Here is a 23,540-nt window from a genome sequence, read left to right as displayed (position 1 = left end):
CGCGCCTCCCGGCGTCGCCTCGTGCCGCTCAGGCACCCACGATCCAGCCCTCCAGCGGGTCCGCTTCCTCCGGCCAGCCGTAGCGCGGCTGCTCCGCGGCCCAGGCGGCCTGCAGCATCGCCAGCACGGCGTCCAGGCTGTCGCCGCTGGCGTCGGCCACCAGTTCGTCCCGCTGCGCGTGGCTCAGCTTCAGCCGCACACCCAGCCGCGTGCGGCCCTGCTCCAGGCTATCAACGATGTCCTTGCGGGCGATCAGCCGCTCCGGCGTCTGCGCGGCCTTGGTGTCGCTCTTGTACGAGCGCCGGCCGACCAGTTCACGCGCCAGCAGCCCGGGGTAGGCCTCCAGCGCCACGCGGCTTTCATCGCCGGCCAGATGGCCGGGCAGGTGCACGCCGCCTTCGATCAGGCGGGGCATGCCGGCGTGCAGCATCCAGGCCACGGGCGGGTTGACCCATTTCATGCTGGGGCTGGAGCCGGCCGGCTTGTCGCAGGCGCGATGCGCGAACTTCGCGCCCGCCGGCCGCGCGTCGCAGAAGGCGGCAAAGCGCTCGCGGATGGACTCGCGGCTGAGCGCGGCGTAGTGGGCCATCAGCGCTGCGTAGTCGGTCGGCCAGCCGAGATGCACCACCAGTTCGCGCGGTAGACCGAATGGCAGGTCGAAGCCGCCGATCCACGGCCCCGGCGTGCGCAGCCAGGCGGAGAAGGCGTCCAGCGTGTCCAGCGCGGTGAGGCCGTCCAGCCGCACTACCGGGCCCTGGCGGTGACCGGCGGCGATGCGGATGGGTTTGGCGCGGCGGGGCGCGCTGGTGAAGTCGATGCCGAAAACGCGGAGGCCTTGCATGGCGGGCATTCTCGGCCGCGCCGCGGGCCACCGGGCCGGCACGGCGACCTTGGTGGCGGGCCACCATCGCGGTGGCCAGCCCGGTGCTCGTCAGTCCTGCTTCGGCGGCGAGCGGCGACGGCGCGCACGGCCAGCCGCGGCAGCGCTCACCAGACCGAGCGCCACGAGTGCAACCGAGCCCGGCTCAGGAACTGTGTTCACCGCCGCAGCACCGCTGCCGCCACTACTGCCACCAGTGCCGCCACCGCCGCCTCCGGGGCCGTCGGGGTTGTCCTTCACCGCATGGGCGCCGGCAGACACGCCCAGGCAAAGGGCAAACAGAGCGATTCGAATGGGATGACTCATGAGAACTTCCTCCGACCAGTTGAGTGATCCGCCGCCACCGACCTGCATGGCCCGGCAACTGCGACGGATGACCCAGTCTCTCGATCTCCTCACGCGCCGCCCATCGCACGAAATCGGTAGCGGCCCCTGAGCTGGTGGGGTTCCTGGCAAACCGTGGCCGCGGCACTCAGGCGTCGATCTGACCGCTGTCGCGTGCCCGGTTCACGGCCTGCACGCGGTTGTTCACGGCCAGCTTGCCGTAGGTGTTGCGCAGGTGCGTGTTGACCGTGTGCAGCGACAGGCCCAGCCGCTTGGCGATCTCGCCGGCGCTGAAGCCATGGGCCACCAGCGTCAGCACCTCCGCCTCTCGGGAACTCAATCGCTCGTCGCCCGCAACGACGCTCTGCGGCGTGCGCTCGAAGCGGCGCAGCAGGTAGCGCGCGATGCGCGGCGACAGCGGCGCGTCGCCGGCCAGAACGTCCTTCAACGCGCGTTCGAGCGTGGCGGCATCGGACTCCTTCAGCACATAGCCATGAGCACCGGCGGCCAGAGCGGAAACGACGTGCATCTCGTCGTCGAACACGGTCAGCACCAGCACGCGCGCGTGCGGCGACGTATCCCGCAGCAGCCGGATCAACGCCATGCCGTCGCCGTCCGGCAGCCCGAGGTCGACCAGCATCAGGCCGATGGACAGCCGTGACTGGATGAACAGCCGCGCCTCCCGCGCCGTGGCCACGGCCCCCGCAAGCTTGAGGGAGGGCATGGCAGACACCATGCGCGCCAGATCGCGCAGCAGCCAGGGATCGTCCTCGACGATGAGCACCGGCAAGGGGGGCGTGGCGTGGGAAGCAGTCATGACGGCACGAATTCTGCGGCCAATGGCTGCGCGGGCCACGTCAGGCTGACGACGGTGCCGCCGCCCTCGCCCGGTCTCACCTCGCAACGCGCGCCCAGCCGCTCGGCCCGCCGTCGCAGGCTGGCCAGGCCCCGACCGCCGCCTTCCGCAGCCGGCTGGCTCGGGTCGAAGCCGACACCATCGTCGAACACCCGCAACTCGCTGCCCGCATCGCCTTCGGAAAGCGCCACGCCTATGGTCTGCGCACGGGCATGGCGCAACGCATTGTTGGTGGCCTCCTGCACGAAGCGCAGCACGTCCAGCGCCTGCGCCGGCGACAGCGGCCGCAGCACCGCCGGCTCGACCTGCCAGGCCAGTTGCTGGCCCAGCGCCCGCAGCCGCGGCTCGATGCGGTGGCGCCACTGGCCCAGCAGCTGCGGCAGCGACTGGGCCTCGGGGTCCAGCGAGTCGATGATCAGCCGCAGGTCGTTCAACGCCTCCTGCACGACTTGCTCGACCTCGCGGCGAGGTGTCTCCTCGCGTCGCGCCATGCGCACGGCGGCGGCCAGATGCGCCCCCAGACCGTCGTGCATGTCATGCATCATGCGTTGCCGCTCCGCCGCAACGGCCGCCTCGCGCTGGCGGGCCGCCTCCTCGCGCTGCTCGACGAGGCGCTGCGCGGCCATGATCAGCAAGGCGACATACAACGGCATTGCATTGCCCGGCGTCAACATGAACGGGTCGGCGTCGACGACGCCCAGACCCACCAGCAGCGTCTGCACCGGGCCGGCAAACCACAGCAGTTCGGCCGACGTCAGCAGCAGCGACTGCCACGTGCGCCGCTGCCACGCCCACTGCAGCAGCATCGCGGTGGTCAGCGCGCGCAGCACCGTCATCGGCAGCATCAGCACGGCCAGCCAGCGGATGTCCGGCGCGAAGATGCACACCGCGATCGCCAGCGTCAGCGGTACGAGGGAGCCCACCTCAAGCGCCTTCGGGAACCAGGCCCAAGCGCGGCCGCTCAGGCGCCATAGCAGGTCCAGCAGCACCCAGTGGAAGACGACGAACAGCACGAGGATCCCGGCAGTGAGCGACAAGCTGTCCAGCGGCACGTCGGGGAAGAAATACAGCGCGATCTGCGCCAGCCACAGCACCACCGTCGCGAGCAGCCGTGCCTGAAGCGGCAGACCCTCGCGCCACCAGAAGCGCAGCGCGAACGCGAGCGAGACGAGCATCAGCGCGAACAAGGCCTCGGGAATCTGCCGCTGCGGGATATCCCGCAGCAGGAACTCGCCGCGCAGCGCCTCCTGCGGCCCGACCGAAATGCCCGAGATCCACGGCCGCAACACCGCACTGCCGGCCAGACGCACCATCACCTCGTTGCGGCCGGGACGCAGCACGCCAGCGGGCAGCACGAACCAGTGCGGCCAGTTCATCATCTGCGTGCCCGCACGGCCGGCCCCTTGCGAGAAGTGCACACCGGCATTCAGCAATGACCCGTTGACGCGGAACTCCGCCGTCGTGACGACCCGCTGCACGAGCAACACGAGCGGCTCGTCCGGCACCGTGTCGAGCTCGAAGCTGAAGCGGTACCAGCCGATGCGGTCCAGCGGCACGGAGGATTTCAGGAACACCTCGGGCAACTGCATCGGCACCCAGCCGGTGACGGGCGGCTCGGGGCCGTCGCTATAGGCCATATCGCCGCTGAGCAAGCGTTGAACAGCCGGGGGCGCGGCATGCACGGCAGGTGAAGCGAACAGCCAGGCCACCATCAGCACGGTGCACCACACCACCCACACACGCGGAGGCGCGCGCCTCATTGCGCAGCCCTTCCGAGACAGCCTCCCTGACGCCGCCATGCGTTGCACCATCTTGCCGTGATGACGAAAAAGATGATGCCACACGACCCAGATCTGCTGGCCGTGGTGGGGGCCCAGATGGGCCGACCTGGCGGGGCCTTCAGCCCGCGATGGGTCGTCGGCGCCGCAGCGCGACGGCCAGCCCTGCGCCGACCAGCGCGAGCGTGGCAGGCTCGGGCACTGGAACGGGTTCGGGCAGCGCGGTCTCGGTGTAGAAGAACCGGCTCTGGGCCACCACATAGACCGGCCCCGAAGTCCCAGCGGACGTGCCGAACACCCAGTCCTGGCCGGTACCCATGCCACTAACGTAATTGGTGGTCATGATGTCCGGCACATCCGGGTTGACCAGAAGCACGCTGTAGGTGGCATCGTGGGCCACCGCCAAGTAGGTGAAGGACACCAGTTCGGCGAACTGGAAGCGGCCGTCGCCCGCAATGCCGTCGTCGTACGTGATGCTGAAATCGCTGAAGACGCTTGGCGATGCCGACTTCGCATCGATGCGGATCAGGCCCGCGTGGGCAGCGCTGGTACAGAGCGCCGCGCAGAGGACAGCAGCAGTTCGGGTCGCGATCGGTCGCATGAGGGTCCTGGCAGCATCAGCGGAATGACGCGGCAGTCTTGCCAACACAGGTCGGCGGCACCATCGCAAGAAATAGGGATCTGGTCTTCTCACCCCCGACTCGGGGGAGCCATCTGCCGTGCTGTGTTGTCCCACGTGGCGGCGCGGTGAGGCTTACGCTGCCCGGCCATGCCGACAATTGCGCCATGAACCCCGTCCTCATCGAAGTCCTGCGCGGCGCCACTGTGGAGTCGCACCACACCGGCGCGCTGGCCATCGTCGACACCGGCGGCGCCGTGCACACCGCGCTTGGCGACATCGACCGCCCCGTCTTCCCACGCTCCGCCGTCAAGCTGCTGCAGGCGCTCCCGCTGGTGGCGACCGGCGCCGCCAACGCGGTCCACCTGACCGATGCCGAGCTGGCGCTGGCGTGCGCGTCGCACAACGGCGAGCCCGAGCATGTGGCAACCGCCGCCGGCGTGCTCGGCAAGCTGGGGCTTGGTGTCGACGCTCTCGAATGCGGCCCGCAATGGCCCAGCCGCGAGCCCGTGCTGCGCGCGATGGCGGCGCGCGGCGAACTGGCCTCGTCGCTGCACAACAACTGCTCGGGCAAGCACAGCGGCTTCCTGTGCGTGGCCTGCCTGATGGCGCAGCGCCTTGGCGTCGAGCCGGCGACGTTCGCCCACGGCTACGTCGACGCCGAGCACCCGGCCATGCGCGAGGTATCCGCCGCGCTGTCCGCAGCTACCGGCCAGGACGTCGAGCAGGCACCGCGCGGCACCGATGGCTGCTCCATCCCGACCTTCGCCCTCCCGCTGCGGGCGCTGGCCCGGGCTTTTGCCCGCGCCGGCACCGGCCATGGCCTGCCCGAGGGGCACGCACGCGCGGCGCGCCGGCTGCGCCAGGCCGTGGCTGCAGAGCCATTCATGGTGGCCGGCACCGACCGGTTCGACTCGCGCGTCATGGCGGTCTTCGGTGAGCGGCTGTACTGCAAGATCGGAGCCGAAGGCGTGTTCTGCGCGGCACTGCCAGAGCTGGGCCTGGGCGTGGCGCTGAAGATCGACGACGGTGCCGCGCGTGCCGCCGAAGCGGCCATGGCCGCCGTGGCCCAGGCGCTGCTGCGCACGGACCACGAAGTGCTGCGCGACTACAGCCACCTCGAGCTGAAAAACCGGCGCGGCCTCACCGTAGGCGCGCTGCGGCCGGCCTTCGCGCTCAGCTGAAGTGGAACACCGACACGGTCGCGCCAGCGCATCGGGCGCAACCCGGTGCACGTGGACTGACGGTCGGCGACCGCATCAGGGCGCCTTGGACACCCTGAACCAGTTCAGGTTCCAGCCGCCGTTGCGCACCGCAATGCCGAACTTGCGCTGGCCCGCGGGCAGCTGCACGGTGTGCTTGATGGTGACCCAGTTCTGCCAGCCTCCCGTAGCCGGGACGTTCAGCGCGCCGTAGACCACGCTGCCGCCGGCCTCTTCAAGCTGCAGCGTGCCGCCACCGTTGAGGCTGGCCACGCGGTACTCGATCGTGTAGGCGCCGGCCGTGGCCAGGTTGACGCTGGGGTAGGACAGCCAGTCGCCGGCGTCCAGGTAGCCCACGTTCAGGCCTCCGTCGGAGTCGGTCGTGGCCTCAGTCTGCACGCCGGACTGCGAGTCGAAGTTCTCGGCCTGGATGGTGATGCCGCTGCCGACAGGGTCGGTGGGGCGGCTGATGTCCAGCCAGTTGATGTTGAATCCGCCCGACTTGGCCAGGATGGCCAGAGTCTGCTGACCGGCAGCCAGCGTGACCGTGTGGGAGACCGTCGTCCAGTTCTGCCAGCCGCCGGTGGAAGGCACGTTGATCGTGCCGTAGGTGGCACCGCCGCCGCCACGTTCCAGCTGGATGACGCCGCCACCGGACTGGCTGGCCACGCGGTACTTGACGAGATAGCTGCCGGCGGCCGGCACGTTGACGTCGTACGTCATCCAGTCGCCCGTGTCGATGTAGCCGACATTGCTGCCACCGTCCGTATCCGTCGTGCCCTCCACCTGCACGCCGGACATGTTGCAGTAGGCCTCGGCCTGGAGCTGCGCCGGCACAGCCATGCGTGTGCAGCCCGAGTTCGTCGGTGCGCCCGGCCAACCGCCGATGATCTGCCTGGCCAGCGCGCCCGAGCGTGTCAACTGGCCGGCCGACCAGCCGCCCTGCGCACTGGCTCCGGCCACCAGCGCGGACGCGCCCTCCGCCTTGTCGTTCAGCGCCCAGTTGGCATTGCTGATGCCCTTGGCCTTCATGAAGTCGACCCAGGCCCAGGTCTCGGATTCGTTCACGCCACCATCGCCGCTGGCGTTCACCGAGCCCCACTCGGTCACGAACAGCGCGACGCCGTTGTTCAGCGCGGTCTGCGCCTTGTCACGCAGCCACTGGCCGTGGCTGCCGGCATAGAAGTGCAGCGTGTAGGCCACGTTGGCGCCGCTGATCGGATCGCGCGAGGCGGCATCCACGTCCTGCGACCAGTTGGGCGTGCCGACGATGATGAGGTTGTCCGGGTCGATCGCGCGGATGGCGTTGATGACGGCCTGCGCGTAGGGCTTGATCGTGCCGCTCCACGAGATGCCCAGCGGCTCGTTGTAAACCTCGTAGATGACGTGATTGCTCTTGCCGTAGGTGCGCGCCATCTCCTGGAAGAAGGCCACCGCCTGGGTGCGGTAGTCCTCCGCGTGGTGGGTGTGCCAGTCGATGATGACGTACATATCGTTGGCGATGGCGGCGTCGACGACGGCCTTGACCCGCGCTTTGTTGCCGGCTGGGTCCTGCAGATAGCCGCCACTCTCTTCCACGCCCATGGCCACGCGGATGACCTTCGTGCCCCAGTCCTTCTTGAGCCAGCCGACGACGCTGGCGTTGTAGAACTTCTCACCACCCCAGCCGGTGTTGCTCCAGAACAGGCTGTTGCCGGCAAAGCTAGCGGGCTGCCCACCCGCCAGCACACGGTTGCCACTGACGGAAAGCGGGCTGACGTCGGCAAGGACCTGGCCGGCATGCGCCAGCAACAGGCCGCCAAACAGGGCTGCCGCCGCACGGCGGACCTGCATTGAGATGATCTGCATGAAATGTCTCTCCTGGCTAGATGGACTGTCGCTCGGGCCGCAGAACCGATCTGCACGCCCGCGGTGCCTGCCGCCGCTCATACCGGCGTCGCCGTCACGTGCGGCTCTGGCGCGGCGCGGAGTGTCTGCGTCGCGTCCTGGCCCTGGATTGATGCAGGGGCAACAGTTCGCAACATGTCGGCAAACTGCAAGTTAGGGATGCAATCTGCCGATAGCGCCCCGGGGAGTCATGGGCACCATGGGGAGAGCTCCCTCTCGCCCGTTCATCAGGCAACCAGGACAGGCCGCCTCGGTGCTTCAGCCCGTCACGTTCAGACACGCAAAAGCCGGGACGCCAAGGCCCACGCTGGCCACGCGCACGATCGCCCGGTGCCGGGGCCGCAGCCAGCGTCCCGCGGCTGGCCTTCGCGCTCAACCGAGACGGAACACGGACACCGTGCTCGCCAGCGCGTCGGCCTGCTGCTGCAGGCTGGCGGCGGCGGCTGCGGACTCCTCGACCAGCGCCGCGTTCTGCTGCGTCATCTGGTCCATGTTCGCGATGGCCTGCCCGATCTGGCCGATGCCGCTGCCCTGCTCGCGGGCGGCATGGCTGATTTCCGACGCAATGCTGGCCACGCGGGCAATTGCCTCGATGACCTGCTGCATCGTCTTGCCGGCCTGGCCCACGAGCGCGACGCCCACGTCGACCCTCTCGCCGCTGTGCGAGATGAGTGTCTTGATCTCCTTGGCCGCCTCGGCCGAGCGCCCGGCCAGCAGGCGCACCTCGCCGGCTACCACGGCAAAGCCGCGGCCCTGCTCCCCGGCCCGCGCGGCCTCCACCGCGGCGTTCAAGGCCAGGATGTTGGTCTGGAAGGCGATGCCGTCGATGACGGAGATGATGTCGGCGATGCGTGCCGAGGACGTGCTGATCTCCGACATCGTGCGCACCACTTCGTCCACGACGGCACCGCCCCGCCGCGCCACGTCGGTGGCTTCAGCAGCCAGGTCACTGGCACGTGCGGCGGACTCGGCGTTGTGCGTGACGCTGGCCGTCAGTTGCTCCATGGCGGAGGCGGTTTCTTCCAGGTTGGCGGCGGCCTGTTCGGTCCGCTGGCTGAGGTCCATGCTGCCGACGGCGACCTCGCGCGACGCGTCGGCCACATGGCCTGCCCCCTCGCGCACGCCGGCGACGACACCGGCCAGCGCGTCCTGCATGCCTTGCAGGCCGCGCATCAGCAGCGCCGTCTCATCCCGGCCCTGTGGGTGCAGCGGCTCGCTGAGGTCATGGCCGGCAATGCGTTCCGCCGCCTTCGCCGCCTGCGCCAGCGGCGCCAGGATGGAGCGAATGTTGACGGCCGTGTAGGCGGCCAGCAGCAGCACGGCCGCCACCACGACGAGCGTCAGGTGGCGCCGGATGTCCCGGGCATTCGCGTCGACGCGGGCCACCTGCTCGGCAGAGCGCTGACTGATCTTCTCCGTCATGTCGCCCAGCGACTTGTCGACGGCGCGCACCGAGCCCTTGACCGGCTCCATCGCCTTGTTGGCCGCCGCCGTGTCGGGGAACTCGCCCTTGGCGAGGCGGTCGAGGATGGCGCTGAAGCCGCCGCGATAGTCCTGCAGCGCCTGCTGCAGGCCCCCGGGCATGCGCTTCACCTCGGTCGGCAGATCCAGCCGGCCGATGCGAACCAGGCTGGTCGAAACCTTGTCGAAGGTGTCGATCCACTCGCCGCGATAGCGCTCGACCGCCTTGGCGTCGGCCAGGTTTATGAGCAGATCCTTCTCGTAGCGGCGAAGGTTGCCGACGCCCGCCCGCACGCCGGCCAGCAGCGTCAGGGCCTCGACGTCGTTGTCGACGTAATCGACAAAATCGGCTCGGGCCTGGGACAGGCTGCCCAAGCCCTGCAGTCCCACCAGCAGCATGCCCGCCACCGCCAAGGCGGCAAGGGCCAACAGGCGAGCCCGGATCGTGTAGTCGCTGAGCCTCATTCCCATCCCTCCCTGGTCTGGAGGGGACAGCCTATCGGTTTGTCAGCCGAACGCCAAGCCGATGGCGGCGTCAGAGCCTTTCGGCGGCCGCGCGCTGTTGCAGCCAGGCGATCAGCTCATGCTCCGGCATGGGGCTGGCGCCGAACCAACCTTGCGCGACGCTGCAGCCCAGATCACGCAACAGTGACCATTCCTCGGCCGTCTCGGCGCCCTCGCCCACGGTGGACAGCCCCAGGTTGCGCCCCAGGTCGATGGCCGCCTTCAGCAGCGTCAGCGACGTGCTCGATGTCGCGGCGCCACGAACGAAACTGCGGTCGATCTTCAGCTCGGAGACCGGCAGCATGTGCAGATAGGCCAGCGACGACTGGCCGGTGCCGAAGTCGTCGACGGACCACTCGAAGCCCAGCGCGTTGATCTCCCGCATGCGATCGATGACCGTCGCCGGGTCCTTCATCACGGCGCTCTCGGTCAGCTCCAGCCGGATGTCCTCGGCCCGCGCGCCGGTGGCCAGTAGCAGCCCTTGCAGCCGGCGGCAGAGGTCGCTGCCGCCCACGTCGTGCACCGACACGTTGACGGCGATGCGGCTCACCAGCCCCGCCCCACGCAGCCGCACGGACAGCTGCATAGACCGCCGCAACACCCACTCGGTGACGCCGCGGATGCTGCCCGTGTTCTCGGCGAATGGGATGAACGCGGCCGGGGCGAGCGGTCCGCGGCTCGGGTGCCGCCAGCGGATCAGCGACTCGAAGCTGGTCACGCGGTTGTCGGACAGGCTGAACTTGGGCTGCAGCAGCAACGTGAACTCGTTCTCCTGCGCCGCGCGCCGGAGCTCGGAGATCAGCGAGAGTTGGCGCGGGTCCGCGCGCACGAGGCCGGGTTCGTAGATCGTCCAGCCGGCATGTGTGCGCCGGTCCTCGTGCAACGCGACCTCCGCATGGCTCATCAGCTGCTGCATGGACGCTCCGTGCACCGGGCCATGCGCGATGCCCCAGGCCGCGCTGATGTCGACCTGCTGCCCGGCCACCTCCAGCGGCGTGGAGAAAAGCTCGAGGGCGAAGCGCCGCAGCAGGTGGACGTCGGCCTGCTCGCCGGCAACGACCAGCGCGAACTGGTCCGCGTAGACGCGGCCGGCCAGTGCGTTCTCCAGCCGCGCGCAGGCCTGCCGCAGCCGGTCCGCGACCGCCTGCAGGACAGCGTCGCCGATCTCGCGCCCCAGCGCCTCATTGATGGCGTTAAACCGCCGCACATTTAGCTTGGCCACCAGCGGCGTGAGCCTGCGCAAGATCCAGCCGTCGCCGACGTGAATCAACCGCTCGCGGTTGCCCAGTCCCGTCAGCGGGTCGCGCTGGGCTGCCTCGACGGCACGGGCATTCGCGTCCGTCTGGAACTGCGCGGCCACGCGCCGAACGGCGGCGATCTGCTGCTTCTTCCCGAGCTCCAGCCCGCGGGCGCGCTGCAGCAACCGGTAGGCACGCTCCCATTCGCCCTGCACCTCGGCCAGCTCGGCCGCCAGCCACCAGAACCGCGAGGGCAGCGCACGGTCGCTGCCGGGCAGCCGCTCCACCAGCGCCAGAGCACCGTCCAGTGCCTCGAGGGCTTCCAGCGGGCGTCCGGCGGCGCGGTGATGGAGCGCACGAGACAGCCCTGCCATGCAGCGCAGGCCGTGACTTAGACGGTCCTGCGGCACACCGTCCAGGACTTCGAGGTAGTCCCGCGCGCGGCTCTCCTCGCCCAGGCGAGCGCAGACCTCGGCGCCCAGTGCGTGGAAATGGGCCATCGCCGAAATGTCGAGCTCCTCGGGGTTGCGCGGAAACGACCAAGCCTTCAGCAGTGGCAGCACCTTGTCCATCTCACCGGCAGAGGCGTAGAGGTCGGCGAGGACGGTCACCGCGCCGAAGCGCGTCCACCCACCGACATCGGTGCTCTCCAGCGACTGCTCGAGATGGTGGCGCGCCTGCAACTCGTCACCCGACAGGAAGAACGCGATGCCGACGTTGCTGAGCGACGCAGACCGCATGCCGTCGTTGCTGACTTCGTTGGCCAGCTGCAGCATCCGGCAGGCCTGGTGCATATAGGCCGCCGCGTTGCCGGCAGCGTGGTAGAGGAACAGCGAAGGCGCCATGGCCACGTGCTGCTCCAATGGATCGGCGATGTGATGGATGGCCGGGGTCAGGCGTTCGTACGCCGCCACGGCCGCCTCCACGTCGCCACCGAAGTTCGCGACGCCCAGCGCAAGGCTCGTCGCGATCAGGGAGCCCGGCCGGTCGCCCAGCTCCTCCAGGCGCTGGGCCAGGGCCTCGTAGTGCTCATGGCTCGCGGCGGACTGCGGCTTCAGCCGCTGCAGCACCAGCTGCATGCGCAGCACCAGGCGCTCGTCGCCCCCGGCGGACTCGATATGCCGATGGGCCATGGCTGCCGCCGCGCCAGGCGACTCATAACGCGTCAACCAGACAGCGCGAAAGGCTTCGATGTGGGCGCTGGCGCTGTGCGGCGGACGAGGCGAAAGCACCTTGGATACAGGGATCGTGAAGAAAGAGCGTCGCATTTTTCACGCGTTCGACGCGATTTCGTCACCACCGCGTTCCGCGGGCATGCCATCCCCGTGATGTTTTCCCTCGCGACGGGACGGCGTCGGGTTGTCGAGCGCTGTCATCACGCATGGCGGATTACATCGACGCGGCACCCTGTCGCCCATCTTCAGGACCACAGCGCGCTCATCGCCGCCTCGAAGGCGTCTCCCACGCGCCGCGGCGCCCGCCACGGCCGCGCCCGGCCGGCGACCCAGACGGACTGCCATGGCGAGCCGTTGCTGCCGAAGACGACGGCGTCCAGCAGGGCCTCATCGGGCAGGCCGCGCAGACCGTCGGCCTCGCGGTTGAGCACCAGCCCGTCGGCCCGCGCGCCGGGCGTCAGGCCCCAGGCCGCAAAGCCGGCGGCGCGCGCGCCGCCATGCACGGCTGCATCGAAGAGCCGCGCCGCGCTGGACGGCTGCACGCCCGGCAGAGCCGCGACATTGCGCTGGCGCAGCACCAGACGCTGGCCGTACTCCAGCCAGCGCAATTCCTCCACCCAGCCACGCGTGACCTGGCTGTCCGAGCCCACCGTCAATGGCACGCCAGCGGCCAGCCAGCGCGGCAGATCGGCGAGCCCGTCGCCCAGATTGGCCTCGGTGCCGGGGCACAGCACCAGCCCCGCACCGCTGCGCGCCACGGCGTCGATCTCGTCGGGCTCGGCATGCGTCGCGTGCACCAGCTGCCAGCGCGTGTCGAGATGACCCGATTCGGCCAGCCATTGCAGCGGCCGCCTGCCAGTGGCGGCCAAGCAGTCCGTGACCTCGGCAATCTGCTCGGCCACGTGGATGTGGATGGGCAGATCCGCGCCCGCGGCGCGTTCGAGCAGCCGCGCGATGTCTGCCGGCGAGGCGCCGCGAAGCGAATGCAGCGCTAGCCCGGCGCTCACGCGCGGCAGTCCGGCAGACAACACCCGCTGGCAGACATGCCAGGCCCAGTCGGCGCTGCCGGAAAAGCGATGCTGCTCGGGCCGGAGCCCTTCGGCCATGAAGCCGCTGCGCGTGTAGACGGCGGGCAGCAGCGTCAGGCCGATGCCCGCATCGTCCGCCGCGGCCGCGAGCGCCCAGGCCATGTCCAGCTCGTCCTCCAGCTCGCTGTCCTGCGCCGGCTGGTGCAGGTAGTGGAACTCGCAGACCTGCGTGTAGCCGCCGCGCAGCAGCTCGGCATAGAGCTGGCCGGCCACAGCGCGCAGTTGCTCGGGCGAGATGCGCAGCGCCAGCGCGTACATGCGGTCGCGCCAGGTCCAGAAGTCGTCCTGGCCTGTCTCGCGCCGCTCGGCCAGGCCGACGAAGGCACGCTGGAACGCATGGCTATGGGCATTGACGAGGCTGGGGATCAACGGGCCGGCCAACAGTTCCGCATCGGGCGGCGGCGGCTGGTTGGCGCGAATGTCGGCCCAGTGGCCGCGGGCATCGACGCTCAGCAGCACGTCGCGCTGCCAGCCCCCACCCAGCCAGGCCAGCGGCGCATGCAGCGTCTTCAAGGCCGCCATGCCAGCATCTCCTGCAGCAGTTGGCCAATGAGCGGCGCGACCGTGGCCGCGCGCGTGGCGTCGAAGGCGTCGCGAGGCGTCACGGCTTCGTCCATGTAGCAGCGCTGGCACATCTCCAACTGCACAGCATGCACGCCCTGCCCCGGATGGCCGTAGTGCCGGGTGATGTAGCCGCCCTTGAAGCGACCGTCGACGACATGGCCGAAGCCCGTCTGGCGGGCCAGCACGGCGCTCAGCCGGTCGCGCAGCGCCGGCGCGCAGGCGCGGCCGTCCGCCGTGCCCAGGTTGAGCGCCGGCAGCTGGCCCTCGAACAGCCACGGCAGCTCCGAGCGGATGCTGTGACCATCGAACAGCAGCGCGTGGCCGTGCTCGACACGCAAGCGCTGGAGTTCGCCCGCCAATGCGGCGTGGTACGGGCGCCAATAGGCGTCGATGCGCGCGGTGATGGCCGTGGCATCAGGCTCGGCGCCATCGGCGTAGAGCGGCTCGTTCGTGAAGAAGCGCGTGGGCACGAGACCCGTGCCGCCGGAGGCGCCGGGGTACAGCGGCTGGTCGTCCGGCGGTCGGTTCAGGTCGATGACGTAGCGGCTATACCGCGGCACCAGCAGGCTGGCGCCGAGCTGCTCGGCCAGGGGGCGGTAGAGCTGCTCCAGGTGCCAGTCGCTGTCCTCGCTGGCCAGCGCCCGTGGCACCAACTGCCGGCCCACCTCGGGTGGGATCGCCGTGCCGACATGGGGCAGGCTGATCAGCAGTGGCACGCGGCCCTGCCGAAGCTCACAAACGCTCATGCTTCTCCCTGTGATGCCCCAAGCCTGACCCGTTCTTTCAGCGGGTTCTGTCCGAAACATGTTGCCAGCTCGCGCGGATGATCGCCATCCCAGACACAGAAGTCGGCGCGCTGCCCGGCCACGAGCCGCCCGCGGTCGGCCAAGCCCAGCGCGCGGGCGCCGTTGACCGTCATGCCGCGCAGCGCCTCTTCGGGCGTCAGACCGAACAGCACGCAAGCCATGTTCATCATCAGCAGCGGCGACAGCGTCGGCGAGCTGCCCGGGTTGTGGTCCGTCGCGATCGCCAGCGGCACGCCGGCCTCGCGCAACGCAGCGACGGGCGGCAGGCGGGTTTCCCTCAGCGCGTAGAAGGCACCGGGCAGCAGCACCGCGACCGTACCCGCACGGGCCATCGCCTGGATGCCGTCAGTGCCGAGGTATTCCAGGTGGTCGCAGCTTAGCGCCTGAAAGGACGCCGCCATTGCTGCACCGCCCTGGTCACTCAACTGCTCCGCGTGCAGCTTGACGGGTAGACCCAGCCGGCGAGCTGCGTCGAACACGCGGGCGACCTGGGCCGGGCTGAACGCGATGTGCTCGCAGAAGGCGTCGACCGCGTCGACTAGCCCTTCGACGTGCAGCGCCGGCAGCCACCGGCAGACCGTGTCGACGTAGGCATCGGCATCGTCGAATTCGGGCGGCAGCGCATGGGCCGCGAGGTAGGTGGTGCGCACGTCAACGCCCAGCTCGCCGAGCCGGCGGGCCACGCGGAGCATGCGCGCCTCGGTGGCGGCGTCCAGCCCGTAGCCGGATTTCACTTCCAGCGTCGTGACGCCCTCGCCCATCAGCGCCTGCGCGCGCCGGGTTGCACCAGCCAGTAGCTCCGTCTCGCTGGCGGCTCGCGTCGCCGCGACCGTCGAGCGAATGCCGCCACCGGCTCGGGCGATCTCCGCATATCCGGCCCCCTGCAGCCGCAGCTCGAACTCATGCGCGCGGTTGCCGGCGTAGACGAGGTGCGTGTGGCAGTCCACCAGGCCCGGCGTGACGAGCGCACCGCCCAGCTCGATGACCTCATGCGCCGCTAGCGCCTCGGGCGGCAGCTCGGCGGCCGGCCCGACCCAGCGCAGCAAGCCATCTTCAACCAGCAGCGCACCGTCGTCGACGAGCCCCCAGCCAGACTCGCCGGCCAGCGTCGCCAGGCGCCCGCCGCGCCACAAGGTCACTCGGGGCTCCAGGTCAGCCACCACGCGTGGCTGCCCGTCGCATCGGGGCCGGTGAACACGCAACTCTGAGGCGCGGGCGACTCGCACCAGGCCAGCGTCCGCGGCGCCAGCGGCATCGCGCGATGGCCGTGCTCCAGCAAGCCGCCCTCGACCGTGAACAGCCCCACCCACGGCGTGCGCGGCAGCAGCACGTGGCTGGCGGGCTCGACCTCCAGGTTGCCGCGGCGCTCCATGACGTTAAAGACATCCGTCGGCCCCTTGATCAGCTCGGCCTCGGGCGCCAGACCGCCATCGAAACGCAGCGGCTCATCGCCCGCCGTCTGCGACCAGTCGAACAGGCGCAGGCCGGCACCGGCAATGACCGCCAGCCAGCGGTGCACGCCGGGGAAGGGCGAGAACGGGCCGTCCCGCTCGACACGCGCCACGCTGACGCGCAACGACCAGTCATGCGCATGCGGCCAGGCCAGCAGCTCCCGCGTGGTGCCGCCGTTGTTCGTCCAGGCCTGCGGCTGGACGTCGACCGCACTGACCTTGCTCCAACTCATGTTGTTGTCCTTGTCATCGTGCTGCGCATTGTCCGCAGCGCCGGCCGGCGGATTTCAGGCCGAGAAGCTCCCTTGCAATTGGTAACGACTACCCGGATGCGTCAATTTGACGCTGGTTACGGCGACGCCCCGGCTGTAAGTGATTCGCTTGACGACCAGGCAGGGGTCGCGGCGGTTGATGCCCAGCAGCTTGGCCTCCACATCACCCGGCAGCGCAGCCTCGATCATGTAGCGCGCTTCCGACAGCGGTGCCACCTCCAGCAGGTAATGCGTTGGCGTGATGCGGGAGAAGTCCTGCTGCAGGTAGTCCGGCGCGCAGGCGGGGTTGACGGCCCGCTCCTCGCACTGGATGGCCTGACCGTTCTCCAGATGCACGATCAGGCTCAGGTACACCGGCGCGCCCCGCTTGATGCCCAGCTCGGCGGCCTGCTGCGGCGTGGCCCTGCCGCGCGTCAGCGCGTGCACGCGCGCCTCGTGCTGGCCACCGCGCTCGACGATCTCCTCGTGCACGTCACGCACGTTCAACGTAGACGAGATGCGGTGCAGCTGCGCGACGAAGCTGCCCACGCCCTGCGCGCGGTCGATGAGGCCCTCCTGCACGAGCTCGCGCAGCGCGCGATTGACCGTCATGCGGCTCACCTCGAACTGAGCGACCAGCGCACCCTCGCTTGGCAGCAGGTCGCCCGCCACCCAGTGGCCGCTGGCGATGCCTTCGCGCAGGTGGTTCTTGACCTTGAGGTACTGGGGCTCGGAGCTGGTGGCGCGGGACATGGGCAGATCCTATTTGACTGTGCTTGTATAGACAACTAGAGTGCCTACCGGCTTCAGGAGTTTCCATGCCCGACCTGCCCCATTCCGCCGGCCGCGTGGTCCGCGCGCCAACCGGCACCCAGCTCCACTGCAAGAGCTGGCTGACCGAAGCCGCCTACCGGATGATCCAGAACAACCTCGACCCGGCCGTGGCCGAAAACCCGGCGGAGCTGGTCGTCTATGGCGGCATCGGCAAGGCCGCCCGCAACTGGGCCGCGTTCGACACCATCCTCAAGTCGCTGCGCGAGCTGAGTGACGAAGAGACGCTGCTGGTTCAGTCCGGCAAGCCGGTGGGCGTGTTCCACACGCATGCGGACGCGCCGCGCGTGCTGCTGGCCAACTCCAACCTCGTGCCTGCGTGGGCCTCGTGGGAGCACTTCCACGAGCTGGACCGCCGGGGACTGATGATGTACGGCCAGATGACGGCGGGCAGCTGGATCTACATCGGCAGCCAGGGCATCGTGCAAGGTACCTACGAAACCTTCGCAGAAGCCGCGCGGCAGCACTACGGCGGCGTCGCCGCGGGCCGCTGGATCCTGACAGCGGGCCTCGGCGGCATGGGCGGTGCGCAACCGCTGGCGGCCACATTCGCGGGCTTCTGCTCACTGAACATCGAGTGCCAGCAGAGCCGCATCGACTTCCGGCTGAAGACGCGCTACGTGGACGAACAGGCCGCCGACCTGGACGACGCGCTGGCGCGCATCGCGAAGTACACGACGGCCGGCGAGGCCCGGTCCATCGCGCTGCTGGGCAACGCCGCCGAGGTGCTGCCGGAGCTGGTGAAGCGGGAAGTGAAGCCCGACCTGGTCACCGACCAGACCAGCGCCCACGATCTCATCCACGGCTATTGCCCGCCGGGCTGGTCGGTCGAGCAGTGGAAGGCTGCCGCGGCCGCCCCGGCACGTCACGCGGAGCTGAAGGCGGCCGCAGCGGCCGGCTGCGCGACGCATGTGAAGGCGATGCTGGCGTTCAAGGCGCAGGGCATCCCGACGGTGGACTACGGCAACAACATCCGTCAGGTCGCCAAGGACCAGGGCGTGTCCAACGCCTTCGACTTTCCCGGCTTCGTGCCCGCCTATGTGCGGCCGCTATTCTGCGAGGGCAAAGGGCCGTTCCGATGGGTGGCGCTGTCGGGCGACCCCGAGGACATCCGCAAGACCGACGCCAAGCTGAAGGTGCTGTTCCCGAAGCATGCTGCCTTGCACCGCTGGCTGGACATGGCCGCCGAGCGCATCGCCTTCCAAGGCCTGCCGGCGCGCATCTGCTGGCTGGGCCTGGGCGAGCGCCACCTCGCCGGCCTGGCGTTCAACGAGATGGTGAAGAACGGCGAGCTGAAGGCGCCCATCGTCATCGGTCGCGATCACCTGGACAGCGGGTCGGTGGCCAGCCCCAACCGCGAAACCGAGGGCATGAAGGACGGCTCGGACGCCGTGTCCGACTGGCCGCTGCTGAACGCGCTGCTGAACACCGCCGGCGGTGCGACGTGGGTGAGCCTGCACCACGGTGGCGGCGTCGGTATGGGCTACTCCCAGCACTCGGGCGTCGTCATCGTGGCCGACGGGACGGACACCGCCGCGAAGCGCCTCTCGCGCGTGCTGTGGAACGACCCGGCAACCGGCGTCATGCGCCACGCCGACGCGGGCTACGACTCGGCCATCGCCTGCGCCAGGAAGAACGAACTGAACCTACCCTCGCTATGAACCTCATCCCCGGACAACTCACGCTGGCCCAGCTCGCCGACATCGCCGCCGGCCGCGCCGCGCTGCAGCTCGACGACTGGCACGCCGTCAACAAGAGCGCTGCGCTGGTGGCCGCCGCCGCGGCGGGCGATGCGCCGGTCTACGGCGTCAATACCGGCTTCGGCAAGCTGGCCAGCACGCGCATCGCCAAGGACCAGCTCGCCGCCCTGCAGCTGAACCTCATCCGCAGCCACGCGGTGGGCGTCGGCGCGCCGATGTCGCCGGAGGTCGTGCGGCTGATGCTGGCGACGAAGGCCGGCAGCCTGGCCCGCGGCTTCTCGGGCGTGCGGCGCGTCGTCGTGCAGTCGCTGCTGGACGCGCTGAATGCCGGCTTCGTGCCCTATGTGCCGACGCAGGGCTCGGTCGGCGCCAGCGGCGACCTTGCGCCTCTGGCCCACCTGACGCTGGCTCTGATGGGCGAAGGCGAGGCGCTGGTCAATGGCCAGCGTGTATCGGCGCGCGACGAACTCCATCGGCTGGAGCTGCAACCCCTGACGCTGGCCGCCAAGGAAGGCCTGGCTCTCATCAACGGCACCCAGGCCAGCACGGCGCTGGCGCTGCACGCACTGCTGCGCTTCGAAGGCCTGTTCGCGACGGCGCTAGCCAGCGGCGCGATGACCCTGGACGCCGCCCGCGGCAGCGACGGCCCGTTCGACGCGCGCATCCACGAGGTTCGCGGCCAGCCTGGGCAGATCGAGGTCGCGGCCCTCTACCGCGATCTGCTGACCGGCAGTGCCATCCGGGCAAGCCACCGCGAAGGCGACGAGCGCGTGCAAGACCCGTACTGCCTGCGCTGCCAGCCGCAGGTCATGGGCGCCTGCCTGGACCAGGCGCGCCACGCGGCCGACGTGCTCGTTCGCGAGGCCAACGCCGTCACGGACAACCCGCTGGTCTTCGACGACTGCATGATCAGCGGAGGGAACTTCCACGCCGAGCCGGTGGCCTTCGCGGCCGACAACCTCGCGCTGGCCATCGCCGAGGTCGGCGCCATTGCCGAGCGCCGCATCGCGATGCTGATCGACCCGGGCATTTCGCGCCTGCCGCCCTTCCTGACTGCCGACGCCGGCTTGCACAGCGGCTTCATGATCGCCCACGTGACGGCCGCCGCGTTGGCCAGCGAAAACAAGAGCCTGGCCCACCCCGCCAGCGTCGACAGCCTGCCGACGAGCGCCAACCAGGAAGACCACGTGTCCATGGCCACCTTCGCCGCGCGCCGCCTGCACGCGATGCTGGACAATACGGCCCACATCGTCGCCATCGAGCTACTAGCCGCCGCGCAGGGCATCGACTTCCTGCGCCCGCTGCGCAGCTCGGCGCCCATCGAGGCGCTGCACGCACGTCTGCGCGCCGACTGCGCCAGCAGCCCGGCGGACCACTACCTTGCGCCAGACATCGAGCGCGCCGCCGCGCTGGTGCAGGCGGGCGCGCTCAAGCCGCCGCATGCGCCGGGCTTCTGGCACGACTGATGAGCCCGATCGAAGGGACGTGGCCACGCATCGCCTGCGCCTAGCATTCGGCGGCCCGTCCTGGAGTCGCCCATGCCCTGTTCCGTCCGTCCCTTGCTGAGCGCCGCGCTGGCACTGCTGACCATCTCCGCCCAGGCGGCGGACCTGCCGGCCGGCGTGCTGGGCCTCGTCGCGCTGCCGGAGGTGTTCAGCAGCCCGAGCTGCGAGCCGCACGCGCCACAGGATGTTCCGCTGTATGCCGCCGCCGAGGACCGGGCGGCGGGGCGCGCGCCGGCCGGCGTGATCACCGTCGTCCAGCCCATGGGGCTGATTGCGCCCGGCACCTGCAACAGCAGCGTCGCGCAGCTGCGCTGGTCCGACGGCAAGACTAGCGAGGAATGGCCGATCCAGGAGTCGGGCTACGAGGAGCGCGCGGCCGTCGTCGTGGGGCGGCGTGGCGACATGCTGCAGATCACGACCGATCGCGCACCGGCCTGGATCCATCGGCCCGGCCTCGCCGGTTACATGCCCGCGGGCATGTTGCTGAAGGACAAGCTGCTGGAGCTGCCCCGCGACCTGCGCCCGCTGGCCCGCACGGCAGCCGCCGGCACCCGCCAGGCGCATCTGGCCTGGGAGCCGAAATCGGCCTCCGTGCGGCAGGCCCGCGAGATCCGGGGCGAGACCTGGCTGCAACTGGAGGTGCGGGCCGCGGAGAACTGCACCGACACCACGGTCGGCCCGCGCGCGACCGTCTGGGTACCCTTCCATGATGCACAGCGGCAGCCGACGCTGTGGTTCTACTCGCGCGGCTGCTGAGGATTCAGTACCGCCCGGCTGCGCCCGCCACGCGCAGGAAGACGTAGGCGAACCATGCCACCACGGCGCGGTGCAGGATGGCGCGCAGGCCGGTGCCGCGCTTCTCGCCCACGCGCTCCGACACGCCGAGGGCGGTCTCGATCTCGCCCTGCAGCCGCAGCGCGAAGGGCCGGTCTAGCACGACGACGTTGGCCTCCAGGTTCACCAGCAGCGACAGCGGGTCGATGTTGGAGCTGCCGACCGTTGCCCAATGGTCGTCGATGACCGCCACCTTGGCATGCAGGAAGGCGGGCGTGTACTCGTAGATCTCCACGCCGTGGCGCAGCAGGTCGGCATAGAGCGCCTCGGCGGCCCAGCCGGCCAGCCGATAGTCCAGCTTGCCCTGCAGCAGCAGACGCACCCGCACGCCGCGTCGCGCGGCATGACGCAGCGCCAGGCGGATACGCTGGCCGGGGTAGAAGTAGGGACAGATGATGTCGACGCTCTGGCGCGCTGTGTTGATGGCGTCGGTGTAGGCATGCTCGATGGTCCGGCGCCGGCGCAGGTTGTCGCGTAGCACGAAGGCGGCGCAGACGGGCGGCAGCTGGGGCTCCGCGTCAGTCAGCCGCTGCGGGCCGCGCCACAGCTGCGTGAGCCACAGGCTGAAGCGGCGGCGCAGCGGCACGTAGTCCAGCAGCGCGTCGTCGAAGTCGCGACCCAGCCAGGCGCGCGACCAGATCGCGCGCAAGCTCTGGCCCACGAGATCCACGATGCTGCCGCGCAGCTGCACCGCGAAGTCCAGCCGCGGCAACTCGGTCACGCCGTGATGGATATCCAGCCGGTCGTCGATGACGTTGATGCCGCCAACGAAGGCCACCTCACCGTCGACGACGCAGAGCTTCTGGTGCAGGCGGCGCAGCTGGCCGCGCTTGAACCAGTGCCACCAGCGGTCCATCGGCCGGAATACCGCGAACGCGACGCCGCTGCCTGCAAACCGCTCGCGCAGCGTCGCGATGCTGGGGCCGCTGCCGAAGCCGTCAACGACGATGCGCACGCGCACGCCGCGCCGGTCGGCGGCCAGCAGCGTCTCGACGAGCGCGAGCGACGTGATGTCGTCATGGAAGATGTAGGTGGCCAGCCAGACCTCGCGATTGGCCGAGCAGATGGCCGCCTGCATGCGCGGGAACAGCTGGTCACCGCCGCGCAACAGCTCAACCTCGTTGCCTCCGACAAAACCAGTGTCGGTGGCCTGGTGGCGCCAACGCCGGCGCATGCCCAGCCGCCGCATCAGGCGCTCCTGGACCGACGGCTCATTCGAGCGCCAGCTCCACGACCAGCGGCAGATGGTCGGACATGCGCGCCCAGGTCGGCCCACGCGGCACTTGCACGCCCGTGCAGCGCAGCCCGCGCAGGTAGACGCGGTCCAGCGTGAACACCGGCAGCCGCGACGGGAAGGTAGCCGCACGCACGCGCGTCGTCGACGGCGCCGCTCGCTTCAGGCCATGCGCGCGCATGGGCACGTCGAGTCGCTCCCCCCAGTCGTTGAAGTCGCCGGCCACCAGCACGGGCGCATCGGAAGGCACGTGGTCGCGCACGAAGGCGGCCAGCCGCTCGACCTGGCGCACGCGGCTGGAATGGATCAGCCCCAAGTGAGCGACGACCACATGCACCTCCACGCCCTGCCAACGCACCGGCACATGCAGCAGGCCGCGCTGCTCGAAGGCGTGGTCGGAGACGTCGTGGTGGCCGATGTCGCCAATGGGCCAGCGCGACAGCAGCGCATTGCCATGCTCGCCGTCCTTGGTCTTGGCGTTGGTGCGGTAGGCCACCTCGTAGCCGTCCGGCGCCAGGAACTCGGCCTGGCCCTGCTCGGGCCAGCCGAACCAGGTGCGGTCGAAGAACGCAGCCTCACGGTGATGGAACAGCCGCACTTCCTGCAGGCACACCACGTCGGCGTCCAGCGCCTGCACGCCCATCTGCAGGTTGTGGATCTCAAGCCGCCTTGCCGGCCCCAGGCCACGCACGCCTTTGTGGATGTTGTAGGTGGCCACGCGCAGCACGTCGCCGGGCGCGTGGGGGCTGGGTCGGGCAACGGATCTCATGGCGTCAGGGCGTGGTGGAGGAGGCCGCGCTGAAGCGGGGCAGCTGCAACACGGCCTCGGCATTGGATGGGGAGAAGCAGCGGTCGGCGGCTTCGTGCCAGGGCAGCCAGACCCAGGCCAGGTGCTCCCGCGGTGACAGTGTCGGGGCGAGCACGCCGGGCAGCTGTAGGCCGAAGACGTGTTCGGTGTTGCGCGTCACGCCAGGCGCATAGCGGTGGCGCCAGTGCGGGTAGATCTCGTAGACGTTGGCCAGTTGCCAGTCGCGCAACTCGCCCCCCGCCGCGGCGATGTCGAAGCCGGTTTCCTCCAGCACCTCGCGCCGCGCCGTCTCGGCCAGCGGCTCGTCCACATGGTCCCTGGAACCGGTGACGCTCTGCCAGTAGCCCGGATGATCGGCCCGCTCGATGAGCAGCACGCGCAGGTCCGGCGTGTGGATGACGACGAGAACGGATTCGGGGATCTTGAACGACGGCGCCGGTTGCATGGCGGCAGCATAGCCCGCCATTCACAGCCGACCGCCGGGCCGCCGCAAGCCGGCCCGCCTGGGCGATGTGCTTGCGGCTGCAAGCATCGCCTCCCCTCG

Annotated in this window: 20 protein-coding genes; 4 read left to right on the top strand and 16 right to left on the bottom strand. The window is 69.9% G+C overall.

Annotated elements, in window-relative coordinates; all coding sequences use genetic code 11:
* Positions 1 to 28: 28 nt before the first annotated feature.
* From LXT13_RS01050 to LXT13_RS01030, 5 genes are all read right to left on the bottom strand, one after another.
* Complete coding sequence (locus LXT13_RS01050; protein ID WP_419964632.1) at positions 29 to 841, bottom strand: DUF429 domain-containing protein; 813 nt, start codon at positions 839 to 841, stop codon at positions 29 to 31.
* A gap of 90 nt (positions 842 to 931) precedes the next feature.
* Positions 932 to 1,186, bottom strand: a complete 255-nt coding sequence (locus LXT13_RS01045) for a PEP-CTERM sorting domain-containing protein (protein WP_233369744.1) — start codon at positions 1,184 to 1,186, stop codon at positions 932 to 934.
* 166 nt (positions 1,187 to 1,352) lie between these two features.
* A complete protein-coding gene (locus LXT13_RS01040; RefSeq protein ID WP_233369743.1) occupies positions 1,353 to 2,021 on the bottom strand; it encodes a response regulator in 669 nt (222 codons plus the stop codon).
* Entirely contained in the window at positions 2,018 to 3,820 is a 1,803-nt protein-coding gene (locus LXT13_RS01035; protein ID WP_233369742.1) for a sensor histidine kinase, read from the bottom strand. Before LXT13_RS01035 ends, LXT13_RS01040 begins: the two co-directional genes overlap by 4 nt.
* 139 nt (positions 3,821 to 3,959) lie before the next feature.
* Positions 3,960 to 4,439 (bottom strand): PEP-CTERM sorting domain-containing protein, encoded by a 480-nt coding sequence (locus tag LXT13_RS01030; protein ID WP_233369741.1) that lies wholly within the window; start codon positions 4,437 to 4,439, stop codon positions 3,960 to 3,962.
* A 185-nt stretch (positions 4,440 to 4,624) separates the two neighbouring features.
* On the opposite strand from LXT13_RS01030, the gene LXT13_RS01025 reads away from it, so the two are divergent.
* A complete protein-coding gene (locus tag LXT13_RS01025) occupies positions 4,625 to 5,641 on the top strand; it encodes an asparaginase (protein ID WP_233369740.1) in 1,017 nt (338 codons plus the stop codon).
* 75 nt (positions 5,642 to 5,716) lie between these two features.
* On the opposite strand, the gene LXT13_RS01020 is transcribed toward LXT13_RS01025, so the two are convergent.
* From LXT13_RS01020 to hutC, 8 genes are all read right to left on the bottom strand, one after another.
* Entirely contained in the window at positions 5,717 to 7,507 is a 1,791-nt protein-coding gene (locus tag LXT13_RS01020; protein ID WP_233369739.1) for a carbohydrate-binding protein, read from the bottom strand.
* Between the two features lie 411 nt (positions 7,508 to 7,918).
* Positions 7,919 to 9,472, bottom strand: coding sequence for a methyl-accepting chemotaxis protein (locus LXT13_RS28620; protein ID WP_304622795.1), 1,554 nt, complete (start codon positions 9,470 to 9,472; stop codon positions 7,919 to 7,921).
* A 70-nt stretch (positions 9,473 to 9,542) separates the two neighbouring features.
* On the bottom strand, positions 9,543 to 11,882 hold the full coding sequence (locus LXT13_RS01005) for a putative bifunctional diguanylate cyclase/phosphodiesterase (RefSeq protein WP_233369738.1): 2,340 nt from the start codon (positions 11,880 to 11,882) through the stop codon (positions 9,543 to 9,545).
* Positions 11,883 to 12,169: 287 nt separating this feature from the next.
* Positions 12,170 to 13,534, bottom strand: a complete 1,365-nt coding sequence (gene hutF, locus LXT13_RS01000; RefSeq protein WP_233369737.1) for a formimidoylglutamate deiminase — start codon at positions 13,532 to 13,534, stop codon at positions 12,170 to 12,172.
* The gene (gene hutG, locus LXT13_RS00995; RefSeq protein ID WP_233369736.1) at positions 13,522 to 14,322 is read right to left on the bottom strand and encodes an N-formylglutamate deformylase; all 801 of its coding nucleotides are present in this window, start codon (positions 14,320 to 14,322) and stop codon (positions 13,522 to 13,524) included. Before hutG ends, hutF begins: the two co-directional genes overlap by 13 nt.
* Entirely contained in the window at positions 14,319 to 15,521 is a 1,203-nt protein-coding gene (gene hutI / locus LXT13_RS00990; protein WP_233369735.1) for an imidazolonepropionase, read from the bottom strand. Before hutI ends, hutG begins: the two co-directional genes overlap by 4 nt.
* Positions 15,518 to 16,066, bottom strand: a complete 549-nt coding sequence (locus tag LXT13_RS00985; RefSeq protein ID WP_233369734.1) for a HutD/Ves family protein — start codon at positions 16,064 to 16,066, stop codon at positions 15,518 to 15,520. The genes hutI and LXT13_RS00985 overlap by 4 nt, the downstream gene beginning before the upstream one ends.
* A 54-nt stretch (positions 16,067 to 16,120) precedes the next feature.
* Positions 16,121 to 16,837 carry a histidine utilization repressor gene (gene hutC, locus LXT13_RS00980; protein ID WP_233369733.1) on the bottom strand — a complete coding sequence of 239 codons (717 nt, stop codon included), beginning with the start codon at positions 16,835 to 16,837 and terminating at the stop codon, positions 16,121 to 16,123.
* 65 nt (positions 16,838 to 16,902) lie between these two features.
* Here hutC and hutU point away from each other — a divergent pair, with 65 nt between their 5' ends.
* The 3 genes from hutU (at position 16,903) to LXT13_RS00965 (ending at position 20,876) form a co-directional block, all read left to right on the top strand.
* Entirely contained in the window at positions 16,903 to 18,576 is a 1,674-nt protein-coding gene (hutU, locus tag LXT13_RS00975; protein WP_233369732.1) for a urocanate hydratase, read from the top strand.
* Positions 18,573 to 20,081 carry a histidine ammonia-lyase gene (gene hutH / locus LXT13_RS00970; protein ID WP_233369731.1) on the top strand — a complete coding sequence of 503 codons (1,509 nt, stop codon included), beginning with the start codon at positions 18,573 to 18,575 and terminating at the stop codon, positions 20,079 to 20,081. Before hutU ends, hutH begins: the two co-directional genes overlap by 4 nt.
* 72 nt (positions 20,082 to 20,153) lie before the next feature.
* Complete coding sequence (locus LXT13_RS00965; RefSeq protein WP_233369730.1) at positions 20,154 to 20,876, top strand: hypothetical protein; 723 nt, start codon at positions 20,154 to 20,156, stop codon at positions 20,874 to 20,876.
* A 4-nt stretch (positions 20,877 to 20,880) separates the two neighbouring features.
* Here LXT13_RS00965 and clsB read toward each other — a convergent pair whose 3' ends face one another.
* The 3 genes from clsB to nudB are packed head-to-tail and all read right to left on the bottom strand — an operon-like array spanning position 20,881 to position 23,441.
* A complete protein-coding gene (gene clsB / locus LXT13_RS00960; RefSeq protein WP_233369729.1) occupies positions 20,881 to 22,143 on the bottom strand; it encodes a cardiolipin synthase ClsB in 1,263 nt (420 codons plus the stop codon).
* A gap of 22 nt (positions 22,144 to 22,165) precedes the next feature.
* Positions 22,166 to 22,957 carry an endonuclease/exonuclease/phosphatase family protein gene (locus LXT13_RS00955; protein ID WP_233369728.1) on the bottom strand — a complete coding sequence of 264 codons (792 nt, stop codon included), beginning with the start codon at positions 22,955 to 22,957 and terminating at the stop codon, positions 22,166 to 22,168.
* Positions 22,958 to 22,961: 4 nt separating this feature from the next.
* Positions 22,962 to 23,441, bottom strand: a complete 480-nt coding sequence (gene nudB, locus LXT13_RS00950; protein WP_233369727.1) for a dihydroneopterin triphosphate diphosphatase — start codon at positions 23,439 to 23,441, stop codon at positions 22,962 to 22,964.
* Positions 23,442 to 23,540 lie beyond the last annotated feature (99 nt).

Origin of the sequence: Pelomonas cellulosilytica, from assembly GCF_021353265.1 — a bacterium.
In the GTDB taxonomy this organism is placed as follows: domain Bacteria; phylum Pseudomonadota; class Gammaproteobacteria; order Burkholderiales; family Burkholderiaceae_C; genus Pelomonas; species Pelomonas cellulosilytica.
This window is presented reverse-complemented; position numbering and strand designations above follow the sequence as displayed.

Coding starts and splice junctions, on each gene's coding strand:
- LXT13_RS01050 (WP_419964632.1), bottom strand. CDS start 841: ATGCAAGGCCTCCGCGTTTTCGGCATCGACTTCACCAGCGCGCCCCGC.
- LXT13_RS01045 (WP_233369744.1), bottom strand. CDS start 1,186: ATGAGTCATCCCATTCGAATCGCTCTGTTTGCCCTTTGCCTGGGCGTG.
- LXT13_RS01040 (WP_233369743.1), bottom strand. CDS start 2,021: ATGACTGCTTCCCACGCCACGCCCCCCTTGCCGGTGCTCATCGTCGAG.
- LXT13_RS01035 (WP_233369742.1), bottom strand. CDS start 3,820: ATGAGGCGCGCGCCTCCGCGTGTGTGGGTGGTGTGGTGCACCGTGCTG.
- LXT13_RS01030 (WP_233369741.1), bottom strand. CDS start 4,439: ATGCGACCGATCGCGACCCGAACTGCTGCTGTCCTCTGCGCGGCGCTC.
- LXT13_RS01025 (WP_233369740.1), top strand. CDS start 4,625: ATGAACCCCGTCCTCATCGAAGTCCTGCGCGGCGCCACTGTGGAGTCG.
- LXT13_RS01020 (WP_233369739.1), bottom strand. CDS start 7,507: ATGCAGATCATCTCAATGCAGGTCCGCCGTGCGGCGGCAGCCCTGTTT.
- LXT13_RS28620 (WP_304622795.1), bottom strand. CDS start 9,472: ATGAGGCTCAGCGACTACACGATCCGGGCTCGCCTGTTGGCCCTTGCC.
- LXT13_RS01005 (WP_233369738.1), bottom strand. CDS start 11,882: ATGGCCCATCGGCATATCGAGTCCGCCGGGGGCGACGAGCGCCTGGTG.
- hutF (WP_233369737.1), bottom strand. CDS start 13,534: ATGGCGGCCTTGAAGACGCTGCATGCGCCGCTGGCCTGGCTGGGTGGG.
- hutG (WP_233369736.1), bottom strand. CDS start 14,322: ATGAGCGTTTGTGAGCTTCGGCAGGGCCGCGTGCCACTGCTGATCAGC.
- LXT13_RS00985 (WP_233369734.1), bottom strand. CDS start 16,066: ATGAGTTGGAGCAAGGTCAGTGCGGTCGACGTCCAGCCGCAGGCCTGG.
- hutC (WP_233369733.1), bottom strand. CDS start 16,837: ATGTCCCGCGCCACCAGCTCCGAGCCCCAGTACCTCAAGGTCAAGAAC.
- hutU (WP_233369732.1), top strand. CDS start 16,903: ATGCCCGACCTGCCCCATTCCGCCGGCCGCGTGGTCCGCGCGCCAACC.
- hutH (WP_233369731.1), top strand. CDS start 18,573: ATGAACCTCATCCCCGGACAACTCACGCTGGCCCAGCTCGCCGACATC.
- LXT13_RS00965 (WP_233369730.1), top strand. CDS start 20,154: ATGCCCTGTTCCGTCCGTCCCTTGCTGAGCGCCGCGCTGGCACTGCTG.
- clsB (WP_233369729.1), bottom strand. CDS start 22,143: ATGCGGCGGCTGGGCATGCGCCGGCGTTGGCGCCACCAGGCCACCGAC.
- LXT13_RS00955 (WP_233369728.1), bottom strand. CDS start 22,957: ATGAGATCCGTTGCCCGACCCAGCCCCCACGCGCCCGGCGACGTGCTG.
- nudB (WP_233369727.1), bottom strand. CDS start 23,441: ATGCAACCGGCGCCGTCGTTCAAGATCCCCGAATCCGTTCTCGTCGTC.